Here is a 21,732-nt window from a genome sequence, read left to right as displayed (position 1 = left end):
TCAGAACTCGACGCCGGCCTGCGCCTTGATGCCGGAACGGAACGGGTGCTTGACCAGCGTCATCTCGGTGACGAGATCGGCGATCTCGATCAGCTCGTCCTTCGCGTTGCGCCCGGTGAGCACGACATGCGTCATCGCAGGTTTCTGCGTCGTCAGGAATTCGACCACTTCGGCGATGTCGAGATAGTCGTAGCGCAGCGCGATGTTGATCTCGTCCAGCACCACCATGCGCAAGCGCTCATCAAGGATCAGCTCCTTGGCCTTCTCCCAGCCGGCGCGCGCGGCGGCGATGTCGCGGGCGCGGTCCTGCGTCTCCCAGGTGAAGCCTTCGCCCATCGCATGGAACTGGCAGAGCTCGCCGAAATGGCCGGTGAGCAGGCGGCGCTCGCCGGTGTCCCAGGCGCCCTTGATGAACTGCACGACCGCGCAGGGAAAGCCATGCGCAACGCAGCGGACGATCATGCCGAAGGCCGAGGACGACTTGCCCTTGCCGGCGCCGGTGTGGACGATGATCAGTCCCTTTTCGCCGCTCTTGGTCGCCATGATCTTGTCGCGGGCGGCCTTCTTCTTCGCCATTTTCGCGGCGTGGCGGGCGTCGGTTTCCTCGGCGGTTTGGATATCCGGTTCAGGTGTCATCGGTCCCGGTCCTTCGGCTTGACAAGAGGCGGCCACGGGCAAATGGTGGCCCGGCGTTGGTTCCTGTCCTATGACAGGCGAAGAGGGAATGCGATAGGGTCCGAATCGGCAAGATTTGGGTCCAAACTGCAGCCGCCCCCGCGACCGTGACCGGAGAGATGCCCGAAGCCACTGATTCCCTCAGGGAATCGGGAAGGCGGGGATCGAAGGGCCAAAACCCTGCTCCGCAAGCCGGGAGACCTGCCAGCGCGGACGAGTTTTGGACCGGCGGACGGGGTGTTCCGCGACGGGGAAACGGGCCTTCTGGAGAATGGTCCGTGTGCCTCATCGCCTCCCGCTGTTATCTGGAAGAGGCGATGACCGTCACACTTCACGTCTGCATCACCTGCCGCGCTGGCGAGACGCCTGGCGAGGGCGAGACGACGCCCGGAAAACGCCTGCATGGTGCGATCCTCGACGCCGGCGTGCCCGATGGCGTCAATGTGGTTCCCGTCGAATGCCTGTCGGCCTGCAGCCAGGGCTGCTCGGTCGCGCTGAGCGCGCCCGGCCGCTGGTCCTATGTCTATGGCCGGCTCTCGGATGCCAACGCGCAGGACGTGGTCGCGGGCGCTGTGGCCTATGCGGCGGCGCCCGACGGAATCGTGCCCTGGCGCAGCCGTCCCGAAATCTTCCGCAAGCAATCGCTTGCCCGCATTCCCCCTGTTGCCGTCGTGCCGGAGGCCGCCGAATGAACTCACTCGCAAAAGTCCCGGTGACGGTGGTCACCGGTTTTCTCGGCTCCGGCAAGACCACGTTGATCCAGCATCTGCTGAGCAATGCAAACGGCAAGAAGCTTGCGGTGCTCGTCAACGAGTTCGGCAGCGAGGGCGTCGACGGCGAGATTCTGAAGTCCTGCGCCGACGCGAACTGCCCGGAAGAGAACATCGTCGAGCTCGCCAATGGCTGCATCTGCTGCACCGTCGCGGACGATTTCATTCCGACCATGGAAAAACTGCTAGCGCGCCCGGTGCGGCCCGATCACATCCTGATCGAGACCTCGGGCCTGGCATTGCCGAAGCCGCTGTTGAAGGCGTTCGACTGGCCGGAGATCCGCTCGCGCATCACGGTCGACGGCGTGATCGCGCTGGCCGATGCCGAGGCTGTCGCAGCCGGCCGCTTTGCTCCCGATCCCGACGCTGTCGAGGCGCAACGCGCGGCGGACGAGAATCTCGATCATGAGACGCCGCTGTCGGAAGTGTTCGAGGACCAGATCGCCTGCGCCGACATCGTGTTGCTGACCAAGGCCGATCTTGCGGGCAGCGCAGGGATCGAAGCCGCCAAGGCTGCGATCACCGCCGAGATGCCGCGCCGCGTGCCGATGCTTCCCGTCACCGACGGCGCGATCGACGCGCGCCTCATCCTCGGCCTCGGCGCCGCCGCCGAGAACGATCTTGCCGCACGTCCCTCGCATCATGACGGCGAGGAGGAGCACGAGCACGATGACTTTGCCTCGGTCGTGATCGATCTGCCTGAAGTGGCTGACATCGATGCGCTGGTCGCGTCGGTGCAGAAGCTGGCGCGCGAGCAGAACGTGCTGCGGGCCAAGGGATATATCGCGGTCGCGGGCAAGCCGATGCGCCTCTTGCTGCAAGCGGTCGGCGAGCGCGTGCGCCATCAGTTCGACAAGCCCTGGGGCGCAGGCGCGCGTCAGTCCAAGCTCGTCGTGATCGGCGAGCACGGCGATATCGACGAGGCAGCGATCAGGTCAGGACTGGGTATCTGATGCACGTCGTCTTCCGCGAGAGCCGCGGTCTCGAGGAGACCGCGACGCCAAGAGACATCGGCCAGGATCCGGCCGATCTCGTGGTGCTCTCGTATTCGGATTCCGACCTTGCCGCGTTCGCGGCCGGCTGGCGCCGTGGCCGCGATGGCCTGCCGTCGCTGCGGCTCGCCAATCTCGCCGAGCTGCGTCATCCCCTTTCGGTAGACACCTATATCGAGCGCACGCTGTCGCAGGCGCGCGGGATCCTGGTGCGCCTGATCGGCGGTGAATCCTACTGGCCGTATGGGCTCGCGGCCCTGCAGCAACTTGCGAAGGATCGTGGCATCGTTCTGGCCGTGCTGCCGGCCGACGGCCGCGATGACGTCAGGCTCGATGCGTACTCGACCTTGCCGATCTCGACACTGCGTCGGCTCAAGGTGCTCTGCGACACCGGCGGCCCGGTCGCGGCGCAAGCCGCGATTGCGCAGCTCGCGCTCGCCTCGGGGCTCTATGCGGGGCCAGTCGTCGGCGAGATGAGCGTGCCCGAGATGGGGTTTTACGAGCCCGCGCGCGGCGTCATTGCCGCGCCGACGCACGGCGAGGGCAGGCCGCGTGCGCTGGTGACGTTCTATCGCTCCTATCTTACCGCTGCGGACACCGGCCCGGTCGATGCCCTGATCGCGGCGTTGCGCGAGCGCGGCTTTGATGCCTGTGGCGTGTTCGTGACCTCGCTGAAGGCCGTGGGCGTTGCCGACTGGCTGCGCGTGTATCTTGCGAAGAATCCTCCGGCCGCGATCGTCAACGCGACGGCGTTCTCGGCCCTGGGCGACGATGGCACGACACCGTTCGACGCCGCGTCATGCCCTGTGTTCCAGGTCGCGCTCTCCACGGCACGGCGCGAGGATTGGGCGGAGTCGCTGCGCGGCCTCTCGCCCGGCGATCTCGCGATGCATGTCGTGCTGCCCGAGGTCGACGGCCGTCTGTTCGCGGGCGTGGTGAGCTTCAAGTCGGCAGGGCAGCGCGACCCCGATCTGCAATTCTCGCATCTGGCGCACAGGCCCGACGAGGAGCGCGTCAAGGCCGTCGCCGCACGCGTCGCGGCCTGGCGGCGCCTCGCGGAAAAGCCTGCCGGTGAGAAGCGGCTGGCGATCGTGCTCTCGAACTATCCGGGACGCCCGCACCAGATCGCGCACGCTGTTGGCCTCGATGCGCTGGCCTCGGTCGAGGCTTTGGTTTCCGATCTCGCGGAGATCGGTTTCGATGTCGCACCGGTCCAGGCTCTCGGCGAGACGCTGCTCAAGCAGCAACTGACCTGGCACGTGGCAGACTATCGCACTGCGCTCTCGCGCCTGCCGCAATCCCTGCAGGACGATCTCGCGCAAGCCTGGGGCGCGGCGGAGGATGATCCGAGCTGTCGCGACGACGCGTTCCACTTCGCTGCGATCCAGTGCGGCCGGTCGATCATCGCGGTCCAGCCCGAGCGCGGCGATGCAACGACGCGCGATGCCGATTATCACGATCTCGCACGCACGCCGCGCCACGCCTATGTCGCGTTCCACCTCTGGCTCCGCGAGCAGGGGATCGACGCCGTCGTGCACACGGGCGCGCATGGCACGCTGGAATGGCTGCCCGGAAAATCCGTGGCGCTGTCGCAGGCGTGCTGGCCGGAAGCGCTGATCGGCGATCTGCCCATCATTTATCCCTTCATCGTCAATGATCCCGGCGAGGCCGCGCAGGCCAAGCGGCGCATCGGCGCCGTGACGATTGGCCATTTGCCGCCACCGCTGGAAAACTCTGTGGTGCCGGAGGGCCTGCGCCGGCTCGAACGCCTGCTCGACGAATATTCGACCGCTGATGGTCTCGATCCCGCGCGCCGCCAGCGATTGATCGCTGCGATCCGCGACGAAGCCCGTGCGGCGGGCCTCGAGGACGATCTCGGTTTGGATGCATCGGCCGCGCCGGCCGAAGCGATTCCGCGGATCGATCGCTTCGTCTGCGACCTCAAGGAAAGCCAGTTCGGCGACGGCCTGCACGTGTTCGGCCGCGGCGCCTGCGGCGATGCGGAGCGCGATGCGCTGCGATCCGCGCTTGCGGGGACGCGTGTCGCGCCCGGACCATCGGGCTCGCCCTATCGTGGCCGCCAGGACGTGCTGCCCACCGGGCGCAATCTCTTCGCCGTCGATCCCCGCGCGGTGCCGACGCCGTCGGCACACGCGCAGGGCATCAAGCTCGCCGAAGAGTTGCTGCGCCGTCACCTGCAGGATCACGGTGACTGGCCGAAAGGCCTCGTGGTCGACCTCTGGGGTTCGGCGACGATGCGCACCGCCGGCGAGGAGTTTGCGATGGCGCTGCATCTGGCCGGCCTTGCACCGCGCTGGGATCACGCCTCCGGCCGCGTCACCGGCTACGACATCATTGCGCCGGCCGAGCTCGGCCGCCCCCGCATCGACGTCACGCTGCGGGTCTCCGGCCTGTTCCGCGACGTCTTCTCGGGCCTTGCGCAATTGTTCGAGGCGGCAGCCGAAGCGCTTGCGAGCCGCGAGGACGAGGGCGAGGAGAATCCGTACCGCCACCGCACCTCCCGCGTGTTTGCGCCGCGCCCCGGACAATACGGCGTCGGTCTGTCGGCGATCCCGGACGCGTTCACGCCGGAGACGCGCGAGGCCGCGGGCGAAGCCTGGCTGTCGACGTCGTCCTGGGCGTTCGCGGCCGATGGCGCGATGCAACCCGATCGCGCCGGCATCGAACGGCGCCTCGCCTCGGCCGATGCCTTTGTCCACGTCCAGGATCTGCCGGAAACCGACCTGCTGCTCGCCGCCGATTATGCCGCGCATGAAGCCGGCGTTGCTGCCGCCGCCGCGCATCTCGGCGCGGCAGCACCATCTCTCTATCACCTCGACACCACGCGCCCCGAGCAGCCGCATGCGCGCACGCTGACCGAGGAAATCTCCCGTGTCGTCCGGGCGCGCGCCGCCAATCCGGCCTGGATCGCCGGCATGATGCGCCACGGTTTTCGTGGCGCGGCCGAAATCACCGCGACGCTGGAGCACATGGCCGCCTTCGCGCATCTCGCCGATGCCGTGCCGCCGCATCTGTTCGATCTCTACTACGACGCGACGCTCGGCAACGAAGACGTCCGCACGTTCATGGCGCGCGAAAATCCGCAGGCGCTCGCCGCGATGGAAACCTGTTTTGCGCGCCTGCATGATGCGGCGCTCTGGCAAACGCGCCGGAATTCGATCGCGGCGGCGCTGCGGGAGGCCTCATGAGCGCTTCTGCGGTCAAGGGCTGGTGTCCCGGCGCGTTGCGGCCGATGCAATCGGGCGACGGGCTCGTGGTGCGGGTGCGTCCGTTCGGTGGGCGCCTTGAACCAGCACAAATCACCGGGCTTGCCGAGCTCGCCGGAAGACACGGCAATGGTCTGATCGACGTGACGAGCCGCGCCAATCTGCAGATCCGGGGCGTCAGTGAGCAAAGCCATCGACCGCTGCTCGACGGCCTCGCGCAACTGGCACTGCTCGACCCCGACGCCGATGTCGAAGCCCGGCGCAATATCTTGGTGATGCCGTTCTGGAGCGGCGGCGACCAAACACAGTCGCTCGCCGCCGAGCTGGAGGAGGCGCTTGCCGACAGCGGCCTCGCGCTTCCCACCAAGTTCGGCTTCGCCATCGATGACGGACGATCGCGGGTGCTCGCGGGCGATTCCGCCGATATACGGATCGAGCGCGATCGGTCGGGCCGTCTTCTGGTGCGGGCCGATGGTGCGAGGCTCGGCCGCTCGGTCGCACGCGGCGAGGCGGTCAGCACCGTGCTCGCGCTCGCAAGCTGGTTCCTGGTCTCCGGCGGGGCGAGGGGCGGGCGAGGGCGCATGGCTGCCCACATCGCGTCCGGCGCGGCATTGCCTCAATCGCTGCGCGGCGAGACCGAGCCAGCGCCCATGATGGCGGCGTTGCGGCCCGGACAATATCCGCAAGGCGCGATGGTCGGCGTCGCGTTCGGGCAGATGCTGCACACGACCCTGCATCAATTCGCCGGTTGCGGACATGCGCTGCGCATGACGCCATGGCGGATGGTGCTGAGCGAGGGCAAGCGCGAGATGCCGAGCGCGGCCGGCCTCATCACCGAGCCGTTTGATCCCGCGCTGCGCGTTATCGCCTGCAGCGGCGCGCCGCGCTGCCGCGAAGCGCATGCCGATACACGCGCATTGGCCGCCGCGCTCGCGCCGCGCATCGCCGCCGATGCGCGCCTCCACGTCTCCGGCTGCGGCAAGGGCTGTGCCCATTCCGGCACGGCTGGGATCACGCTGGTTGCGACGTGCACCGGCTTCGATCTCGTCCGCGACGGCTCGACGCGAGACGAGCCGGTTCTGCGTGGGCTCAACGGCGCCGACATCGTCAGCGATCCCTCCATCCTGGTGGGAGGGCACTGATGCCGCACATTTATGAAACCGATGGCGCGGCGATTTATCGCCAATCCTTTGCGACGATCCGCGCCGAGGCGGACCTTGCGCGCTTTTCGCTTGATGAAGAGCAGGTGGTGGTGCGGATGATCCATGCCGCCGGCATGGTCGGCCTGGAGGCGCATATCCGTTTCACGCCGGGCATGGCGACAACCGCGCGCGCCGCCTTGCTGAGAGGCGCCCCGATCCTGTGCGACGCGCGCATGGTCTCGGAAGGGATCACGCGCGCAAGATTGCCCGCGGCCAACGCCGTCATCTGCACGCTCGGAGACGAGGCCGTTCCAGCGCTGGCCCAGTCCATGCGCAACACCCGCTCGGCCGCCGCGCTGGAGTTATGGCGGCCGCATCTTGGCGGCGCAATCGTTGCAATCGGCAACGCGCCGACCGCGCTGTTTCATCTGCTCAACATGCTGGAGGACGAAAACTGTCCGCGGCCGGCGGCGATCATCGGCTGCCCGGTCGGCTTTGTCGGCGCGGCCGAATCCAAGGCTGCGCTGATGGCCGCTCCGCCTGCGCCGGCGCTGACGGTCGAAGGCCGCCTCGGCGGCTCCGCAATCACGGTCGCGGCCGTGAACGCGCTGGCGAGCCGGAGCGAATAGCAATGGGACGCATCATCTGCTGCGGTCTCGGCCCCGGCGATCCTGATCTGATGAGCGTGCGCGCGGACCGGACGGTGCGCGGCGCCAGGCATGTCGCCTATTTCCGCAAGATGGGCCGGCCGGGCCAGGCGCGCCGTATCGTCGAGGGCATGCTGGCGGCGGATGTCGCCGAATATCCCATGGAATATCCTGTCACGACCGAAATTGCGTTCGACAGCGCTGAATATGTGCAGCTGCTCGCCGGCTTCTACGATGAATGGGCCGAGCGCCTGGCGCGGCTGGCGCGGGCGGTCGACGTTGTCGTGCTCTGTGAGGGGGATCCCTACTTCTACGGCTCATTCATGCATTTGCACTCGCGCCTGCAGGGCCGGGTCGAGATCGAGGTGATCGCCGGCATTCCCGGCATGGTCGGCTGCTGGAACGGCGTCGGTCAGCCGATCGCGCTCGGCGATGACGTCACGACCGTGCTGATGGGAACGCTGGCTGAGGACGAGCTCGCGCGGCGCATGCGCGATTCCGATGCGCTTATCGTCATGAAGACTGGCCGCAATCTCGCAAAGGTGCGCCGGGCGCTCAGCGCCGCCGGCCGGCTGGACGACGCCTGGCTGGTCGAGCGCGGCACCATGCCGGGCGAGCGCGTGGTGCGGCTCGCCGAGATCGATGGCGCCGACTGTCCCTATTTCGCGATCGTGCTGGTGCACGGCAAGGGCCGGCATCTGGACGCCGCGGAATGACGGGCACCTTGACCATCGCGGGTCTTGGTCCCGGCAGCGATGCGCTGGTGACACCCGAGGTCACGGCCGCATTGGCATCCGCGACCGACATTCTGGGTTATGCACCCTATGTCGCGCGCGTTCCGCCCCGGCCTGGACTCAACCTGCATCCCTCCGATAACCGCGAAGAGCTGCAACGCGCCAGCGAGGCTTTGCGGCTTGCCGCCGAAGGCGGGCAGGTCGTGGTCGTGTCTTCCGGCGATCCCGGCGTGTTCGCGATGGCCTCGGCGGTGTTCGAGGCGTTGGAACGGGTGCCGCAATGGCAGGACTTGCCGATCCGCGTGCTGCCGGGCATTACCGCGATGCTGGCGGCGGCTGCGCGCGCCGGTGCGCCACTCGGCCATGATTTCTGCGCGATCAATCTCTCCGACAACCTCAAGCCCTGGACGGTGATCGAAAAAAGGCTGCGCCTCGCGGCGGAAGCCGATTTTTCGATTGCGATGTACAATCCGCGCTCGGCGAGCCGGCCCGAAGGATTTGGCCGCGCGCTTGCGGTGCTTCGCGAGGCCGGCTGCGGCGAGCGCCTCGTGATCTTCGCGCGCGCGATCAGCGCGGCTGACGAGAGGATCGAGACCGTCACGCTGAACGAGGCCCGGCCAGAAATGGCCGACATGCGCACATTGGTGATCGTCGGCAATTCGCAGACGCGCCGCGTCGGCCGTTGGGTCTACTCACCAAGGCGGGTCGAATGACCGAGCCACTGCATCACGTCAGTGACGCTCTCCACACGCCGACGCTCAGGCAGTTCCGGCCGCGAGATCATGATCGCGGGCAGCCCGAGCATGCGCGCCGCATCGATCTTGGCGCGCGCGCCGTCGCCGCCGGAGTTGCGGGCGACGATCCAGGCGATGCCGCGCGTGCGCATCATCTCCAGCTCGCTATCAAGTGTAAACGGCCCGCGCGACACAATCACATCGGCTGCGAAGGGCAGCGGTGCTTCCGGTGGATCGACGAAGCGCAGCGTGTAGGAATGTTGCGGCTTCGTCGCGAAGGGCGCGATGTGCTGGCGGCCGATGGCGAGGAACACGTTTGCAGGCGTCTCGGGCAGCGTAGCGACCGCGGCGTTGACATCTGCGACGTCGGTCCAGTTGTCGCCAGGCGTCTTCAGCCAGGGCGCGCGTTCAAGCGCGATCAGCGGCGTATCGGTCTGTGCGCAGGCCGCGACCGCATTGCGGCTCATCTCGGCAGCGAACGGATGCGTCGCGTCGATCACATGCGTGATGCGTTCGCTGCGGATGTAATCGGCAAGTCCGCTCACGCCGCCGAAACCGCCGATGCGGGTCGGCAGTGGCTGATCCGCAGGCGCGCGAGTGCGGCCGCCATAGGAATAGATGGCGTCGATGCCGGCGCGCGCGATCTCCACGGCGAGCAAGCTCGCATCGGCAGTTCCGCCCAGAATGAGGGCGCGCATCATGTCTGATCCCTGGCTGACCATCATCGGTATCGGCGAAGATGGCCTTGCCGGGCTATCCGAGGCAAGCCGAAAGGCGCTCGATGAGGCCGAAACCGTGTTCGGCGGCGAACGGCATCTCGCCCTTGCAGATGTGGGAAGTCGCGGCCGTCCGTGGCCGGTGCCCTTCAACGCCGATGCGGTGCTGAGCTGCCGTGGCCGGCCGACGGTGGCGCTCGCCTCCGGCGACCCGTTCTGGCATGGCGCAGGCGCGAGCCTTACCGAGAAGATCGGTAGCGACGAGTGGACCGCGCATCCGGCACCGTCAACCTTCTCGCTCGCCGCCGCGCGCTTGGGCTGGCGACTGGAGGCCACGACGTGCATCGGCCTCCATGCGGCGCCGTTCGAGCGTCTGGTGACGCATCTTGTGCGAGATGCGCGCATCATCTGCCTGATGCGCGACGCGGCGGCGGTCGGCGATCTCGCGAAATGGCTGACCGAACGCGGATGGGGCGCGTCATTGATGTGGACGCTCGAGGCGCTGGGCGGGCCACGGGAATACATTGACCAGCATCGCGTCGACCTCTTTGCCGAGGAAGTCAGCGCAAATCTGGTCGCGGTCGCGGTGTTGGCGAGGGGGACGCAGGGCATTCCCCGCAGCTCAGGGCTGCCGGACGACCTATTCGTCCACGACAGCCAGATCACCAAGCGGCCCGTGCGCGCGCTCGCCCTCTCGGCGTTGGCGCCACGTCCCGGCGAACGTCTCTGGGATATCGGCGCAGGCTCGGGCTCGATCTCTGTCGAGTGGGGTCTGTGCGGCGGCACGGCGATCGCCATCGAGGCGCGCGAGGATCGCGTTGCAAACATCCGCAGCAATGCGGCGGCGTTCGGGCTTTCGCATCGGATCACCATCATCACGGGGAGGGCGCCCGAAGCTCTTGCTGGGTTAGAAGCGCCAGATGCCGTCTTCGTTGGCGGCGGTCTTGATACCGCGATGTTCGATGCGATCTGGTCGCGGCTTGCGCCTGGAACGCGGCTCGTTGCGCACGCGGTGACGCTGGAGACGGATGCGCTGCTCGGCGAGCTGCATCAGCGCCACGGCGGCGAACTGATGCGGGTCGAGATCGCACATGCCGGCTCGCTCGGCCGCTATCGGTCCTGGGAAGGGGCACGGCCGGTAGTGCAGTGGAGTGCGGTCCGATGAAGGTCGCCGGATTCGGGTTCAAGAAGGATGTCGCGCTCGCTTCGCTGCGCGACGCACTGCTGGCAGCGGGTGGTCCGGAAGGTCTGTCGGCGATGGCGACTGTCTGCGACAAGGCCGATACAGAGTCGCTGAAGCAGCTCGCGCGTGAGTGCGGTGTGCCGATCAAGGCAGTTCCGGCCGATATGCTGGCGAGCATCGACACGCCGACGCAGTCGAAGCTTGTCGCTGAAAAATTTGGCACGGGTTCGATCGCCGAAGCCGCGGCGCTCGCTGCGGCCGGGCCTCGCGCGCGGCTGATTGCGACACGCGTTGTCTCGAAGGATCGCACCGCGACCGCGGCGATTGCCGAAGGAGATGGCGCATGACGGTGCATTTCATCGGCGCAGGACCCGGCGCGCCTGACTTGCTGACCTTGCGCGGCCGCGACCTGATCGCGGCCTGTCCAGTCTGTCTCTATGCCGGCTCGCTGGTGCCCGAAGGCGTGCTGGCGCATTGCCCGCGTGGGGCGCGCATCGTCAATACCGCATCCCTGTCGCTCGACGAGATCGTCGCGGAGATCGCCGCCGCGCATGCGGACGGCAAGGATGTCGCTCGCTTACATTCCGGCGATCTCTCGATCTGGTCCGCGATGGGCGAGCAACTCCGCCGCCTGCGTGCGCTCGGCATTCCCTATACGGTCACACCGGGTGTGCCGTCCTTCTCCGCCGCTGCGGCCGCGTTGGAAACCGAGCTGACGCTGCCGGGGCTTGCCCAGACCGTGGTGCTGACGCGCGCGCCGGGCCGCGCCAGCGCGATGCCCGAAGGCGAGAGGCTGGCCGCGTTCGCTGCCACTGGTGCAGTTCTCGCGATCCATCTGTCGATCCATCTGCTCGACAACGTCGTCGCCGAGCTCACGCCGCATTACGGCGCGGATTGCCCGGTCGCCATTGTCTGGCGCGCGAGCTGGCCAGACCAGCGCATCGTCCGCGCGACGCTCGGCACACTCGATGCCGCTGTCGGCACTGAGATGGAACGCACCGCGCTGATTCTGGTCGGCAAGACGCTTGGCGCTGCGGATTTCGACGAGAGCCGCCTCTATGCCGCCGACTACGACCGCCGCTATCGGCCTGTCGGCCCTGAACCGCGATTTCCGGAGGCGACCTGATGGCGGCAGGCCTCGTCATCTCCGCACCGGCCTCCGGCGTCGGCAAAACCACGCTGACGCTGGCGCTCGCGCGTGCCTGGCGCAATCGCGGCCTGAACGTGCAGTGCTTCAAGAGCGGGCCTGATTACATCGATCCCGCCTTTCACGCTGCCGCCACGGGACGCGCCTCCGTCAACGTCGATAGCTGGGCAATGGATCGCGGCACCATCGCGCATCTCGTCAGCCGTGGCGCGGATGCCGATGTTGTGCTGGCCGAGGGATCGATGGGCCTGTTCGACGGCGTCGCCGCGCGCGGCGTCTCCGGCACCGGTGCCACCGCCGACATCGCGGAGATGTTTTGCTGGCCGGTGGTCCTGGTGATCGATCCGTCCGGCCAGGCGCAGACGGCGGCGGCAATCGCCGCGGGCCTGCGCGATTATCGCCCCGGCGTGCGGCTTGCCGGCGTCGTGCTCAATCGCGTCGCCAGCCCGCGCCATGAAGACCTGGTGCGGCGCGCGCTCAATGATGCCGGCATTGCCGTGTTCGGAGCGCTACCGCGTCATGCCGAGATCAGCCTGCCGAAGCGGCATCTCGGCCTGGTGCAGGCCGAAGAGCAAGCGGAGATCGGCAAGCTGATCGACGAGGCCGCGCGGTTCGTTGCCGAGCATGTCGATCTCGACGCGGTGCTGCGATCCGCAGCGAGCTGGCCGCCGCAGCCTGCCGCGAACGGCCTGAACGTGACGCCGCCCGGCCAGCGCATTGCGCTCGCGCGCGATGCCGCATTCTCCTTCGTCTATCCGCATATGCTGGAAGCCTGGCGCGTGGCGGGCGCCGAGATATTGCCGTTCTCGCCGCTGGCCGATGAAGTGCCTGACGCGAGCGCCGACGTCTGCTGGCTGCCCGGCGGTTATCCCGAGCTCCATGCCGGCAGGATCGCTTCCAACGTTCGTTTTTGCAGCGCCTTGCGAGCCTTCGCTGAAACGCGCTCCGTGCACGGCGAATGCGGGGGCTATATGGTGCTGGGAACCGCTTTGACCGACGCGGACGGGATCCGCCATGAGATGACGGGCCTGCTTGGCCTCGAGACCAGCTTTGCCAAACGCCGCATGCATCTGGGCTATCGCCTCGCCGAACTCGCCGCGCCGATACCGGGCCATCGGGCCGGCGCGCGTCTGCGCGGCCACGAGTTTCACTATTCGACGATCGTTGCGCAGCCTGACAGGCCGCTGGCGGCGGTGCATGATGCAACCGGCGCAATCATCGCCGAGACCGGCTCGCAGCGCGGACGTGCCACCGGTACGTTCTTCCATCTGATCGCGGAGGACAGGTGAGCGGTTTTGTCTCTTTCGTCTCGGCCGGCCCCGGCGATCCCGAGCTCCTGACGGTGAAGGGCGCCGCGCGGCTGCGCGAGGCCGACGTCGTGCTTTACGATGATCTCGCCTCGGGCGCGATCCTCGATCTCGCCCGGCCCGGCGCTAATCTCGTCGCGGTCGGGAAGCGGGCGGGGCGACCCTCGACCAAGCAGCACCATGTCAACCGTCTCCTGGTCGACTATGCCGCAACAGGCGTACGCGTGGTGCGGCTGAAGTCCGGCGATGCCGGGATTTTCGGCCGGCTCGAAGAAGAGCTCGAGACGCTGCGCGAGGCCGGCATCGGCTATGAGATCATCCCAGGCGTCACCTCGGCCTGTGTGGCCGCCGCGCAAGCCGGCATCCCCTTGACCCGTCGCCATACATCGCGCCGGGTGCAGTTCGTGACCGGGGCCGATGTCACCGGCGAGCTGCCGCCGAATCTGAATTGGGCAGCACTGGCCGATCCTGAAGCGACGACCGTGGTCTATATGGGCCGGCGCACCTTCCCTGCGCTTGCCGCAAACTTGATCGCACACGGTCTCTCCGCCGATACCCCGGCGCTGTTCGCCGAATCCCTCGGCCGCCCCGACGAGCGGCTGGTCCGCACCACCATTGCCGAGCTTGCCGAGCAGCTTGCCCGTGGCGGCGCTGCCTCGACGGCTGCGGTGATCCTGTTCGGCGCGCTGGCGGGGGATTATCCGTCATGACGGCCGCGGCCGCCCTTCGCCCCTTGACGCCGGCTCGCCGAAAGGGGCACACAGGAGAGGCATGGTGCTCGACGCGGCGCAAAGCGCCGGAGCATAATCGGGAATGGGGGTGGGCGGACCCAGTTGCGGCGCCCAAAACCCCAGCCGCCCCCGCGACTGTAAGCGGTGAGGGACTCCGATCAGCCACTGGGCCGCAAGGCTCGGGAAGGCCGGAGATACCCAGTGAACCGCGAGCCAGGAGACCGGCCCTGCACGTTTTGAGGCCAAGGCCGTCGGGTGTGACGGCAGGAAGGAACTGAGCCATGCATATCGAACCCGGAATCGTAACGGGCGCCAAGCTCGTGTTGAGTTACGCAACCGGCATCGCCGCAGGCGGCGTTGCCTTGAAGCTTGCGGCCGAGACCGTGCGGGAGCAGGGCATCGGCTCGTTCGCAGCGCGAACGCTCGCCACGACGGGCCTTGTCTTCGTGTTCTTCCAGGTTCTGCCGCACTTCCCGGTCGGCGTCTCCGAGGTGCACTTCATCCTCGGCTCGACCCTGTTCCTGCTGTTCGGCGCCGCGCCCGCCGCCTTCGGCCTCGCGCTTGGCCTGCTGCTCCAGGGCGTGTTGTTCGAGCCGGCCGACATCCCGCAATACGGCATGAACGTCACGACGTTGCTGGTGCCGCTGTTCGCGATCCAGGCAATCGCCACACGGATCATTGCCCGCAACACCGCCTATGTCGATTTGAAGTATCGGCAGGCGCTGGGGCTCTCGACGACCTATCAGGCCGGCGTGATCGCCTGGGTGGCGTTCTGGGCGCTCTATGGCTCCGGTTTTGCCATGAGCAACCTCGCGAGCATCGCGACGTTCGCGGCTTCTTACGCGCTCGTCATCGTGATCGAGCCGCTGGCCGATCTCGCCGTGCTGGCGCTGGCGAAGTCGCTCCGCGGCGTCACCGCGCCCGGCCTCGTCACCCCGCGCCTGCACAACGCGGCCTGAGAGATCAGCGAAGGGCGGTACGCCGCCCTTCGCGCTCGCGATGCTCACGCTCTCCCTGATAGGCATCGGCTGCGGCGATCCCGACCAGCTCACGCGCGCCGCGATCCAGGCGATCAACGCGGCCGATCTCGTCCTGATCCCGCGCAAGGGGACGGCGAAGTCCGATCTTGCCGATCTCAGGCGGACGATCTGCGCGGACGTGCTGGCCAACGACAAAACCGTTATCGCCGAGTTCGATCTTCCCGTGCGCGATGCCGGTGAAGCGGATTATCGCAAGGGCGTGGACGATTGGCACGATGCGGTCGCCGCGACCTGGCAGCAAGCGATCGCAAAACATCTTGCAGGCGAGGGCAAGGTCGCGCTGCTGATCTGGGGCGATCCTTCGCTGTATGATTCCTCGCTGCGCATTGCGCGCCGGTTCGATCCTTCCAAAATCGAGGTCGTGCCCGGCATCACCTCGATCCAGGCGCTATGCGCGGCGCATGCGCTGCCGCTCAACGACATCGGCGAGCCTTTTCTGGTCACGACGGGACGGCGCCTGCGCGAAGGCGGCTGGCCGGCAGGCGTCGATACTGTGGTCGTGATGCTCGACGGCGGCACGGCGTTCCAGTCGTTGGATCCGGCAGGTCTTCAAATCTATTGGGGCGCCTATCTCGGCATGCCCGATCAGATCATTATGTCCGGCGCGCTCGCCGAGATCGGCCCGCGCATCGTCGCAGCGCGGCGGGAGGCGCGCGCGCGGCATGGCTGGATCATGGACAGCTATATTCTCAAGCGCGTCGGTTAAGCGAGGCAGCATGCTCCCCGAATGGGTCTATCACCGGTGCCCCGAAATCTCCGCGGTCCATCGCGAGGCCGCGATCGCACGGCAGGCGCATCTGACAAAGCCGACCGGTGCGCTCGGTCGGCTCGAGCAGCTTGCGATCGAGCTTGCAGGCTTGCAGGCGACGGAGCAGCCGCGCGCGGCGCGCGTGCCGATCATCGTCTTCGCCGGCGACCACGGCATCGCCGCGCAGGGCGTCTCGGCCTATCCGCAAGCGGTGACCATCGCGATGATGGCGAATTTTGCCTCGGGCGGCGCCGCGATCTCGGTGCTGGCGCGCGAGCTTGGCTCGAGCCTGGAAGTCGTCGACGCCGGCACGCTGGCGACAGACGCGATGACGGGCGTCGTCGTCGACAAGCCGCGCACTGGGACGCGCGATTTCAGTACCGAGGCCGCGCTCACCCTTGCGGAGCTGGCGTTTGCCTTCGAGGCCGGCCAGCGCGCAGTTGCGCGTACGGCGACCAATCGGCCCGATCTCTTGATCTTCGGTGAGATGGGAATCGGCAACACCACGGCTTCGGCGGCGATTGCGGCCAGCCTGCTCAGTGTGAGTGCCGAGGAAATCGCGGGCAGTGGCACCGGCGTCGATGCGGCCGGGCGCGCGCACAAGGCGCGGGTGATCGATGCGGCGATTGCGCTGCATGACGCTGCCGGGGCGTCGCCTGAAAAAATCATGTGCGACGTAGGCGGCCTCGAGATTGCGGCGATCTCAGGCGCGATCATCGCGGCTGCGCAAGCCCGCATCCCCGTCCTGATCGACGGTTTCATCGTATCGGTCGCAGCGCTCGCAGCAGTGCGGCTGAATCCGTCGTGCCAGCCGTTCCTGCTGCCCTCGCATCAATCGGCCGAGCAGGGGCATCGCCTGGTGCTGCGCGCGCTGAACGTGCAGCCGTTGATCAGTCTCGATCTCAGGCTCGGCGAGGGATCGGGCGCCGCCATCGCGCTGCCGCTGGTGCGGTCGGCGTGCAGCCTCCACAACGGCATGGCAACGTTCGCAGAGGCCAACGTGCCTGACAGGCCTAGCTGATCCGCTGGTTGACGGAGACGACGCGCCAGCCGCCCGCGAGGCGATCGATCCGGGTCAGCGACAGCGGATCGATCACGAAGCGCAAGGCGGCCTGCGGCGTCAGATCCAGCGCGATGCAGAGCGCGGCCCGGATGGTGCCGGAATGCACGACGAGCGTCGCCGATCCGGCCCCGATCCGCGCCAGACCCAGCCTGACGCGCGCGACCTGGTCCGCAAAACTCTCGCCGCCCGGTGCCCGTCCGCCAGCCGGATCATTCCAGAACTGCGCGTAAGTCTCGCCGCCGGTGGCAGCGAGCTCGTCGTGCCGATGGCCGGTCCAATCGCCGAAATCCTGCTCGCGGAATTCACCGATCAACTCCGGATCGAGCCCCAGCGCGCGCGCCGTCTCGACCGTGCGCCGCGACGGGCTGGCATAGCTGGCGGCATTCCCGGGCAGACGCCGCCGCAGCGCTTCCAATTGCGCGCGATCGCCGAGATCAGCCGGCGCATCGGCGGCGTGGATCGTCCCTTTGATGCCATCGACCGGCGCGTGCCGGATCAGCCAGAGGAAGGTCTCGCCTTCCATGCTCATCTCCAAGGAAGTTGGTCGCTGTGGCCATAACACAGCAATTGGCACATTGACTCCGTCCTGATGGTAATCCTAGATGCTCGCGACGGTTTCCCCGAGAGGGGATGAAAAGGGAATGCGGTGCGGGGAGATTGTCCCCAATGCCGTGGCTGCCCCCGCAACTGTGAGCGGATAATCCTTCGTCAGAAGCCACTGGGTCCTCGGTCCCGGGAAGGCGACGAAGCGGTGATCGACCCGCGAGCCAGGAGACCTGCCGTCAGCCGTGGTCACACGCGAAGATGTCGGTCGGGGAGTACAGACATTCGGCTTCATCGGACGGCTCAAGGGCCAAAAGGTGAGACCTCGTTCGCTGTGACGTGCCACTGACGTCATGCCGAGGTTTTGTGCCGTGTCTTCCATCCGTCTTTTCCGACCGCACCGTCTCCTGCTTGCTTCCGCCGCGCTCACATCCTTTGCTGCTCTCGATCTGCCTGCAGCGCTGGCGCAGCAGGCCCGCGAACCGCTGCCGCCGGTCGAGGTGTCGCCCGCTGAATCCAGCAAGCAGGCCAAGCCGGCGGGCCGGGACGCGCAGAGTGCACGCCGCGTGGCCGCGCGCAGGCCAGCAGTCGCACCCGCCGCGCCCAAGCCCGCCGTGCCGGCTGCTACCGCGCAAACGCCACTCAACTCCAACGCCGTCGCCGAAAGCGCTTCGCGCCTCGGCTTGACGGTGCGGCAGACGCCCGCAACCGTCGAGGTGATCTCGGCCGAGACCATGCGCGAGCAAGGCTATCGCACCGTGTCCGAGGTAGCGCAGGGCGCGGTCGGCGTTACCTCTGGCGACAATCCGGCCGAGCCCTCCGCCTTTTCCATGCGCGGCTTCACCAACAGCCAGATCAACACGCTCTACAACGGCATCAAGATCGGTCCGCAGAACATGACCTCGCGGATCACCGACACCGCCAATCTGGAAGCCGTGGAATTCCTCAAAGGCCCGGCCTCGCTAATCTCGGGCGAGGGCGCCGCCGGTGGTGCCATCAATTTCGTCACCAAGCAGCCGCACACCGGAGCTGTTAGGAACGAAGCTGATTTCTCCTGGGACTCGCTGAACTCGTTCCGCGCCCATTACGGCTCCGGCGGCAGCACCAATGTGCAGGGGCTGGACTACCGCTTCGACATCAGCCGTTCCACGCTCAACGGCTTTGCCGACGACACCAATGTCAAGACGTTCGGCACGTCCGGCCAGCTCAATTACCGGGTCTCCGACAGCCTCAAGGTCTGGGGTGCGATCGAGTATCGGGAAGACCGATCGAAAGCCTATTGGGGCGCACCGCTGGTGCCGATCGCCTATAGCGGCTCGCACGCGACGAGCGGGATCGTCTCCGGCAATTACGTCTCTAACTACAACAAAACCAACCTCGGCGCGGTGACCATCGACGACCGCACCTTCAACACCAATTACAACGTCCTCGACAATAGCAACGTAGCGCAGGAGGTGTGGCTGCGCGGCGGCTTCGAGCTCAAGCTCGCGCCCGACCTGACGCTGAAAAGTCAGGCGTATGGCTATGGCGCCGAGCGCAAATGGTTCAACAACGAGATTGAAGCGTTCAATTCCACCACGAACCTGGTCGATCGCGAGCGGTTCTATGTCGCACACAGCCAGCGCCTCGTCGGCAACATCACCGACCTGATCTGGGACAGTGATATCGCCGGCTTCGACAATCGACTGGTCACGACGTTGTCCTCGAGTTATCTCGATTTCGTCAGGCCGGGCGCCGCAAACTTTCCCGGCGATTCCGTTGATCTCGTCGATCCCAACCGTGGCTTCTACGGCCTGCTCACGACCAAGCAGCAGACCGCGCGCATCGACAACGAGGCGCTGTCGTTCGAAGACCGGCTCAAGCTGACGCGGACGTTTGCACTGATCGGCGGCCTGCGCGTCGAGCACATCGGGCTCGACCGCAACTCGACCGATGCCGCCGGCCTGGTGAATGCGGGCTTCCCGTTCACGAAAGACTGGGCGCCCGTGACTGGGCGCATCGGCTACACCTGGGAAGCCGTGCCCGGCCTGACCTTCTTCAGCCAGTATGCCACCGGCGCCGACGTCTCCGCCAACAACATCTTCCTGCTAGGGCCGACCCAGCCGCTCGACCTGACCACCGCGCGCACCTACGAGACCGGCGTCAAGCACCTGTTCTGGGACAACAGGGCAGAGTGGTCGTTCTCGGCCTACGACATCCTGCGCAAGAACGTCTATGCCGCGGCCGGCGGGCAGGCGCTCAACATCGCCGGGCGGCAGGAATCCAAGGGCGTCGAGCTCGCCGCATCCGTGCGCCCCATCGAGCCGCTACGGCTGTGGGGCAACATAGCCTATGTCGACGCACGTTACGCCGATTACAATTTTGTCGGCGGCTCGTTCTCCGGCAACACGCCGCCGAACGTGCCGCGCATCGTCGCCAATGCAGGCGCGTCGTATCGGTTCTTCACGCCCTGGCCGGTGGAGCTCGGCATCACCGGCCGCCATGTCGGCGACCGCTACAACACCGACGCCAACACGGTGACGATGAAGGCCTATACCGTCGCCGACGTCTACGCCTTCGTCGACATCCCCAAAACGGTGTTCAGCGCGATCGATCAGGCCCGCCTGACCTTCCGCGTCCGCAACATCACCGACAAGCGCTACGCGATCTGGGGCGATCCGTTCTATCCCGACCAGATCCTCTTGGGCGCGCCGCGCACCTATGAGCTCTCGGCTGCGTTCAAATGGTGAGGCCTTGAGCGCATGATGAGTGCGATCATCCTGCTGCACCGCTGGCTCGGGATCGCGTTCTGCCTGCTGTTCGCGATGTGGTTCGCGACCGGAATCGTGATGCACTTCGTTCCGTTCCCGTCGCTGACGGAAGCGGAGCGTTTTGCCGGCCTCGCGCCGGTGGATGGCGCGCAGGTTCGAATGGCGGTGCACGACGCGGTTGCCGCCAGCGGGATCGAGGATGCCGTGCGCGTCCGGCTGATTCAGCGGAGTGACGGGCCGGTCTACATCGTGTCGGGGCCGTCGCGCCTGCGCTCGGTCCGCGCCTCCGATGGGCGGGACGCCCGGGTGACTTCCTCCGATGCCGCGCTCGCCATCGCGCAGGGCCACGCCCGCAGCCGCGGGCTCGACGCCGCGCGCGCAACGGTCCTCGCGCAGGCGGACTACGATCAGTGGAGCGTGCCGAACGGCTTCGATCGCCACCGGCCGCTGTTTCGCGTTGCTCTCGGTGATCCCGCGGGGACGGAGGTTTATGTCTCCTCGCTCACCGGCGAGATCGTGCAGGATACGACGCAGCGCGAGCGCGGCTGGAATCTCGCCGGCAGCGTGCTGCACTGGATCTACCCCACGGTGCTGAGAAGCAATTGGGCGCTGTGGGACCGCGTGGTCTGGACACTGTCCCTGCTGGCCTTGATTGCAGCGATGCTGGGCGCGTTGCTCGGAATCCTGCAGATCAAGGGACGCCGGATGTTCTCGCCTTATCGCGGCTGGCACGCGCTGCATCATCTCATCGGTCTTGCGGCCACGGCGTTTGTGCTGAGCTGGATTTTCAGCGGCTGGCTCTCCATGGACCACGGCCGGTTGTTCTCGCGCGGGCAGCTGACCGCGGCGGAAGCGGGCGTGGTGTTTGCAGCGCCGGATTGGACGGCTGCCTCGTCGCTCGACCAGCAGCCGATATCGTCGTCGGCCCGGGAGATCGAGTGGTTCGCCTTCAACGGCCATGTCTATCGACGCGACCGGATCGCTCTCGGCGGCCAGACTCTGGTCAAGGCAGCAGAGACGCCCAATGAGGGATACGCGGGATTCTTGGGCGCACGCGACGTTCAGGAATTGACGACGCGCCTCGCCCCGGGCTGCGCCGCACCGTCCATTGTTGCCGATAGCGACGACTATCCCGCTCGATCCGTCATTCCCGGTGCGCCGGTCTACCGCTCACGCTGCGGCGACCTCTGGTTCGACATCGACGGCGCCGACGGCAGTGTGCTGCAAAGGCTCGATGCCTCGCGGCGCGCCTATCGCTGGGTGTACGGCGCCCTGCATACACTCGACTTCCCGATCCTCATGGCACATCCACGCCTGCGCGACATCGTGATCGTCGGGCTCTGCGCACTGGGATTCGTGTTCTCCATGACCGGTATCGTCATCGGCTGGCGGCGCCTGCGACTCTCCCTGACAGCCTGACCCCAGGGCGAACCAAGCCACGATTGCAACGTGCTATGGTGGCGGCTCGCTAAGGTCTGGGCCTGTCCAAATGACGGTGAGATCCCACTGGTGGAGCCGCGTTTAGTGGCATACCATTTGCAAGCCAATGGGCTCTGGTTTCACCTGCCCTTGGCCAATGATGG

The 21,732-nt window shown here is 67.0% G+C and carries 20 protein-coding genes and 3 riboswitches; of the genes, 17 read left to right on the top strand and 3 right to left on the bottom strand.

Annotated features, from left to right (window positions below; genetic code table 11):
* Positions 1–636, bottom strand: a complete 636-nt coding sequence (gene cobO, locus IVA79_RS23730) for a cob(I)yrinic acid a,c-diamide adenosyltransferase (protein WP_247557314.1) — start codon at positions 634–636, stop codon at positions 1–3.
* Between the two features lie 40 nt (positions 637–676).
* Positions 677–899: riboswitch (cobalamin riboswitch) on the top strand.
* Between the two features lie 93 nt (positions 900–992).
* Between cobO and IVA79_RS23725 the strand changes: the two genes are divergently transcribed.
* The 7 genes from IVA79_RS23725 to cobJ are packed head-to-tail and all read left to right on the top strand — an operon-like array spanning position 993 to position 8,900.
* Positions 993–1,367 carry a DUF1636 domain-containing protein gene (locus tag IVA79_RS23725; RefSeq protein WP_247557311.1) on the top strand — a complete coding sequence of 125 codons (375 nt, stop codon included), beginning with the start codon at positions 993–995 and terminating at the stop codon, positions 1,365–1,367.
* Positions 1,364–2,398: a cobalamin biosynthesis protein CobW gene (cobW, locus tag IVA79_RS23720; protein WP_247557308.1), complete on the top strand. Its 1,035-nt coding sequence runs from the start codon at positions 1,364–1,366 to the stop codon at positions 2,396–2,398. Before IVA79_RS23725 ends, cobW begins: the two co-directional genes overlap by 4 nt.
* On the top strand, positions 2,398–5,646 hold the full coding sequence (gene cobN, locus IVA79_RS23715; RefSeq protein WP_247557305.1) for a cobaltochelatase subunit CobN: 3,249 nt from the start codon (positions 2,398–2,400) through the stop codon (positions 5,644–5,646). Before cobW ends, cobN begins: the two co-directional genes overlap by 1 nt.
* A complete protein-coding gene (gene cobG / locus IVA79_RS23710) occupies positions 5,643–6,806 on the top strand; it encodes a precorrin-3B synthase (RefSeq protein ID WP_247557301.1) in 1,164 nt (387 codons plus the stop codon). The genes cobN and cobG overlap by 4 nt, the downstream gene beginning before the upstream one ends.
* Positions 6,806–7,435: a precorrin-8X methylmutase gene (locus tag IVA79_RS23705; protein WP_247557299.1), complete on the top strand. Its 630-nt coding sequence runs from the start codon at positions 6,806–6,808 to the stop codon at positions 7,433–7,435. The genes cobG and IVA79_RS23705 overlap by 1 nt, the downstream gene beginning before the upstream one ends.
* A 2-nt stretch (positions 7,436–7,437) precedes the next feature.
* On the top strand, positions 7,438–8,169 hold the full coding sequence (locus tag IVA79_RS23700) for a precorrin-2 C(20)-methyltransferase (protein WP_247557295.1): 732 nt from the start codon (positions 7,438–7,440) through the stop codon (positions 8,167–8,169).
* Positions 8,166–8,900, top strand: coding sequence for a precorrin-3B C(17)-methyltransferase (gene cobJ / locus IVA79_RS23695; RefSeq protein ID WP_247557291.1), 735 nt, complete (start codon positions 8,166–8,168; stop codon positions 8,898–8,900). Before IVA79_RS23700 ends, cobJ begins: the two co-directional genes overlap by 4 nt.
* On the opposite strand, the gene IVA79_RS23690 is transcribed toward cobJ, so the two are convergent.
* Positions 8,876–9,622 carry a cobalt-precorrin-6A reductase gene (locus tag IVA79_RS23690; RefSeq protein WP_247557288.1) on the bottom strand — a complete coding sequence of 249 codons (747 nt, stop codon included), beginning with the start codon at positions 9,620–9,622 and terminating at the stop codon, positions 8,876–8,878. The two genes, cobJ and IVA79_RS23690, sit on opposite strands and share 25 nt — an antisense overlap.
* On the opposite strand from IVA79_RS23690, the gene cbiE reads away from it, so the two are divergent.
* The 8 genes from cbiE (at position 9,621) to cobT (ending at position 16,814) form a co-directional block, all read left to right on the top strand.
* Positions 9,621–10,802, top strand: a complete 1,182-nt coding sequence (gene cbiE, locus IVA79_RS23685; RefSeq protein ID WP_247557285.1) for a precorrin-6y C5,15-methyltransferase (decarboxylating) subunit CbiE — start codon at positions 9,621–9,623, stop codon at positions 10,800–10,802. The genes IVA79_RS23690 and cbiE overlap by 2 nt on opposite strands.
* Entirely contained in the window at positions 10,799–11,167 is a 369-nt protein-coding gene (locus IVA79_RS23680) for a cobalamin biosynthesis protein (protein ID WP_247557282.1), read from the top strand. Before cbiE ends, IVA79_RS23680 begins: the two co-directional genes overlap by 4 nt.
* The gene (gene cobM / locus IVA79_RS23675) at positions 11,164–11,946 is read left to right on the top strand and encodes a precorrin-4 C(11)-methyltransferase (protein ID WP_247557279.1); all 783 of its coding nucleotides are present in this window, start codon (positions 11,164–11,166) and stop codon (positions 11,944–11,946) included. The genes IVA79_RS23680 and cobM overlap by 4 nt, the downstream gene beginning before the upstream one ends.
* Positions 11,946–13,256, top strand: a complete 1,311-nt coding sequence (locus tag IVA79_RS23670; protein WP_247557276.1) for a cobyrinate a,c-diamide synthase — start codon at positions 11,946–11,948, stop codon at positions 13,254–13,256. The genes cobM and IVA79_RS23670 overlap by 1 nt, the downstream gene beginning before the upstream one ends.
* Entirely contained in the window at positions 13,253–13,984 is a 732-nt protein-coding gene (cobA, locus tag IVA79_RS23665) for a uroporphyrinogen-III C-methyltransferase (RefSeq protein ID WP_247557274.1), read from the top strand. Before IVA79_RS23670 ends, cobA begins: the two co-directional genes overlap by 4 nt.
* Positions 13,985–14,029: 45 nt before the next feature.
* Positions 14,030–14,250, top strand: a riboswitch (cobalamin riboswitch).
* Between the two features lie 36 nt (positions 14,251–14,286).
* On the top strand, positions 14,287–14,964 hold the full coding sequence (locus tag IVA79_RS23660; RefSeq protein ID WP_247557272.1) for an energy-coupling factor ABC transporter permease: 678 nt from the start codon (positions 14,287–14,289) through the stop codon (positions 14,962–14,964).
* Positions 14,965–15,004: 40 nt separating this feature from the next.
* Positions 15,005–15,751 carry a precorrin-6A synthase (deacetylating) gene (gene cobF, locus IVA79_RS23655; protein ID WP_247557270.1) on the top strand — a complete coding sequence of 249 codons (747 nt, stop codon included), beginning with the start codon at positions 15,005–15,007 and terminating at the stop codon, positions 15,749–15,751.
* Positions 15,752–15,761: 10 nt separating this feature from the next.
* Positions 15,762–16,814 (top strand): nicotinate-nucleotide--dimethylbenzimidazole phosphoribosyltransferase, encoded by a 1,053-nt coding sequence (gene cobT / locus IVA79_RS23650; protein ID WP_247557268.1) that lies wholly within the window; start codon positions 15,762–15,764, stop codon positions 16,812–16,814.
* On the opposite strand, the gene IVA79_RS23645 is transcribed toward cobT, so the two are convergent.
* On the bottom strand, positions 16,807–17,379 hold the full coding sequence (locus IVA79_RS23645; RefSeq protein WP_247557267.1) for a histidine phosphatase family protein: 573 nt from the start codon (positions 17,377–17,379) through the stop codon (positions 16,807–16,809). The two genes, cobT and IVA79_RS23645, sit on opposite strands and share 8 nt — an antisense overlap.
* Positions 17,380–17,451: 72 nt before the next feature.
* A riboswitch (cobalamin riboswitch) is annotated at positions 17,452–17,655 on the top strand.
* Between the two features lie 115 nt (positions 17,656–17,770).
* Here IVA79_RS23645 and IVA79_RS23640 point away from each other — a divergent pair.
* Both IVA79_RS23640 and IVA79_RS23635 read left to right on the top strand, forming a co-directional pair.
* Positions 17,771–20,128, top strand: coding sequence for a TonB-dependent receptor (locus IVA79_RS23640; protein WP_247557266.1), 2,358 nt, complete (start codon positions 17,771–17,773; stop codon positions 20,126–20,128).
* A 12-nt stretch (positions 20,129–20,140) separates the two neighbouring features.
* A complete protein-coding gene (locus IVA79_RS23635) occupies positions 20,141–21,568 on the top strand; it encodes a PepSY domain-containing protein (RefSeq protein WP_247557265.1) in 1,428 nt (475 codons plus the stop codon).
* The last annotated feature ends 164 nt before the right edge of the window (positions 21,569–21,732 follow it).

Origin of the sequence: Bradyrhizobium sp. 138 (assembly GCF_023074075.1) — a bacterium.
Classification (GTDB): Bacteria; Pseudomonadota; Alphaproteobacteria; order Rhizobiales; family Xanthobacteraceae; genus Bradyrhizobium.
This window is presented reverse-complemented; position numbering and strand designations above follow the sequence as displayed.

Excerpts from the sequence above, each read along its gene's own strand:
- cobO (WP_247557314.1), bottom strand. The coding sequence starts at position 636 with ATGACACCTGAACCGGATATCCAAACCGCCGAGGAAACCGACGCCCGC.
- IVA79_RS23725 (WP_247557311.1), top strand. The coding sequence starts at position 993 with ATGACCGTCACACTTCACGTCTGCATCACCTGCCGCGCTGGCGAGACG.
- cobW (WP_247557308.1), top strand. The coding sequence starts at position 1,364 with ATGAACTCACTCGCAAAAGTCCCGGTGACGGTGGTCACCGGTTTTCTC.
- cobN (WP_247557305.1), top strand. The coding sequence starts at position 2,398 with ATGCACGTCGTCTTCCGCGAGAGCCGCGGTCTCGAGGAGACCGCGACG.
- cobG (WP_247557301.1), top strand. The coding sequence starts at position 5,643 with ATGAGCGCTTCTGCGGTCAAGGGCTGGTGTCCCGGCGCGTTGCGGCCG.
- IVA79_RS23705 (WP_247557299.1), top strand. The coding sequence starts at position 6,806 with ATGCCGCACATTTATGAAACCGATGGCGCGGCGATTTATCGCCAATCC.
- IVA79_RS23700 (WP_247557295.1), top strand. The coding sequence starts at position 7,438 with ATGGGACGCATCATCTGCTGCGGTCTCGGCCCCGGCGATCCTGATCTG.
- cobJ (WP_247557291.1), top strand. The coding sequence starts at position 8,166 with ATGACGGGCACCTTGACCATCGCGGGTCTTGGTCCCGGCAGCGATGCG.
- cbiE (WP_247557285.1), top strand. The coding sequence starts at position 9,621 with ATGTCTGATCCCTGGCTGACCATCATCGGTATCGGCGAAGATGGCCTT.
- IVA79_RS23690 (WP_247557288.1), bottom strand. The coding sequence starts at position 9,622 with ATGATGCGCGCCCTCATTCTGGGCGGAACTGCCGATGCGAGCTTGCTC.
- IVA79_RS23680 (WP_247557282.1), top strand. The coding sequence starts at position 10,799 with ATGAAGGTCGCCGGATTCGGGTTCAAGAAGGATGTCGCGCTCGCTTCG.
- cobM (WP_247557279.1), top strand. The coding sequence starts at position 11,164 with ATGACGGTGCATTTCATCGGCGCAGGACCCGGCGCGCCTGACTTGCTG.
- IVA79_RS23670 (WP_247557276.1), top strand. The coding sequence starts at position 11,946 with ATGGCGGCAGGCCTCGTCATCTCCGCACCGGCCTCCGGCGTCGGCAAA.
- IVA79_RS23660 (WP_247557272.1), top strand. The coding sequence starts at position 14,287 with ATGCATATCGAACCCGGAATCGTAACGGGCGCCAAGCTCGTGTTGAGT.
- cobF (WP_247557270.1), top strand. The coding sequence starts at position 15,005 with ATGCTCACGCTCTCCCTGATAGGCATCGGCTGCGGCGATCCCGACCAG.
- cobT (WP_247557268.1), top strand. The coding sequence starts at position 15,762 with ATGCTCCCCGAATGGGTCTATCACCGGTGCCCCGAAATCTCCGCGGTC.
- IVA79_RS23645 (WP_247557267.1), bottom strand. The coding sequence starts at position 17,379 with ATGGAAGGCGAGACCTTCCTCTGGCTGATCCGGCACGCGCCGGTCGAT.
- IVA79_RS23635 (WP_247557265.1), top strand. The coding sequence starts at position 20,141 with ATGATGAGTGCGATCATCCTGCTGCACCGCTGGCTCGGGATCGCGTTC.